At 32.0% G+C, this 2,474-nt stretch carries 1 protein-coding gene; it reads right to left on the minus strand.

Annotated features, from left to right (window positions below; all coding sequences use genetic code 11):
• Window positions 1-1,192: 1,192 nt before the first annotated feature.
• On the minus strand, window positions 1,193-2,209 hold the full coding sequence (locus tag BKK52_RS00005; protein WP_077477428.1) for a replication initiation protein: 1,017 nt from the start codon (window positions 2,207-2,209) through the stop codon (window positions 1,193-1,195).
• Window positions 2,210-2,474: the final 265 nt, after the last annotated feature.

The raw sequence follows: 2,474 nt of genomic DNA on the forward strand, positions 1-2,474 counted from the left end.
TTTCAGCCCTATTTTTTTATTTTTATGATTGAATTTGTAAACCTTTGCGACAGTGAAGAACTTGTTATTCGCTGTCGTAAAGGTTCATCAAACGAGCGTAGCGAGTGCGATAGCCTATTAGGTATAAGATCATCAGGGTAAAGGATAAAAGTCGCTTAAAATGCGTTTTAGGACGTTTTTGAGAGTTTATTTGAGTAATTAGTCTAATTTAATAAAAAAACAAGGATTGCTAGTTTAACTAACAATCCTTGAAAACTTAGTGTTTAATCGCTACACTGTGTGTAACGACAATTAACGCATACGTTTTTTTGTTGAGTGTCGAAATAACCGTAGATCTCTAAACCGCGAGTGCTTGCGCATCCGCCAAGATACAGGCAAGCTCCCACGATTAGAACGGTTTTGATGAGATTACTCATCTCCACGTTTTCCTCTGTTGATGTTCTACCTCGAATTGAACGAGTTAATAACACATCAGGGGAGCTTGTCGAGGAACTTAACAGCTCCCCCGACACCCAAATTCATTGTAACATAAACCGCCTCAAAAGGGCGGTTTTGTTTATCCGCAATTAGCTTCTATTTCAATTTGAAAATAATCTTTAATCTTAACGTTTAGTTTAAATTTAATTTTTATTTTTTCTAAGATTTTTTTCATTAAATTTTCCTTATTTAAAAAGTTAAATATTTATATTGATTATATGAACATTTAATTTTTAAAGTAATTGACAAAATCATCTATTTTTTCTTTGTGAGTTTTTAAAATAAAGATCTTTTTTGGATTACATACATTCGTCTGATAAGGGGTATTTTTATTTAGATTAGAACGTATATATAAACCCATTCTTATATTCCAAATGTATAGCAAAAAAAACTTCATTTACACACCTAACGCAAAACTTCGTTTTGCAAAGAAAGCAATAAATATCAATGGAATAGCAAGAATTGATTAAAAATAGTACAGTATTTTTGAGCACTATCTAGCATCTTCATAACACTATTTATAACATCTTGTTTCTAATAAATTTTTTACTATTTTGTGCTACATAGTGCTATACAGCACCACACAGTGCTCAAATTTGACTATATTTTGAACTATGTACTGTCGCCCTTCGGTTGCCGAATATAAAAAAACACAATAAAAGACTTCGCTATTTATTGCGTTTTTTTATATTTTTATTTTGACTTATTAAAAACTTTAACGAAAAAAATCAATTTGTTTTTTATCAATCTCAACCAATTCACAATCTATGATTTTATAGCCACGCTCTCTCAGTTTTTCGGCAAAGATTTGTTTTCTACCAAATCTCGATTTATGGCTTTCATTGACGGATAGGAAAATCCAATAAAACAACAAATCTTCATTCGGCACATCTTCGATGTCTTGATAAAAATCTTCCAAGATTTTTAGGCAATCTTTCGCATAATTACCATATTCAGCGGAACTCATTTTAGGATTTTGACGATCAATTTTTACAAACTTACCGTATTTGTTTTTATGCGGAAATTTAGGGCGTTTTAATTCCGTTTTAACCGCACTTTTCTTTGTCTGAATAGTAAATTTCAACGCTACAATACTGCGACCACGTTTAATAGGTTCGTATGATACAAGCAAATCAGATTTAGCATTTATTTCAGCGATAGATGGCTCAATAACCCATTTTCTAAAATTAGCATACAAGCTGTATTTATCTGAAACTTGGAACCAATCTTTTAGATCTTCAATGCTTGTTTGACGCCAACCAGTATCACGATATTGAGAACATAATTCATAAAGACGAATGGCGTGAGTACTGCTAAACGCACCTATATTTACAAGCTGATATTTTGTGTAGTTCTCGTGTAATTCAGAAATATACGGGATCAACTCATCGTGGAACTCAATGTAAAACCGACCTTCTTTTTTAAAATAGGAACGCTTATGAATTAACGCAACTTCAGTTAATTCGTGTTCATTATCAACCAACGTAACCCAACGCTTTGAAATTTTTAGAACGGCATTTCTAACTTGTGTGTAAGCTATCTCAGGATTGACATCAGGGAAATGCTTACAGAAATCAGCTACCGTAAAGTCAAATCCACGTTTAGACGGATTTTTAGGGTTAAAAACACCCAAAGTTAAAGACAAAATCCGCATTTCATCGAGTGTCATAGAGTAACTAGCCTGAACAAAGCTATTAGCTTTTGAGATAGTAAGATCAGTATTATTGCTCATTTTATACCCTTAATGTGTAGAAATTTGTTGATTATATATAGAATAAAATTTACACCTAATACTTTAATATGTGTAGACTGAAAAATCAACCTAATATTAAACAATAAATCTCTACACATTAAACAATAAATTTCTACACATTAACAATAAATCTCTACACATATAAATCGCTCAAGCCTTGTGCCACAAGGAAATCCATAACCTACAAACAAGATTACAAACAAGAAAACAAAAAAATATAGAGCCTGGGCTTTCAGCCCTATTT

The organism is Rodentibacter trehalosifermentans (genome assembly GCF_002000545.1).
GTDB classification, from domain to species: domain Bacteria; phylum Pseudomonadota; class Gammaproteobacteria; order Enterobacterales; family Pasteurellaceae; genus Rodentibacter; species Rodentibacter trehalosifermentans.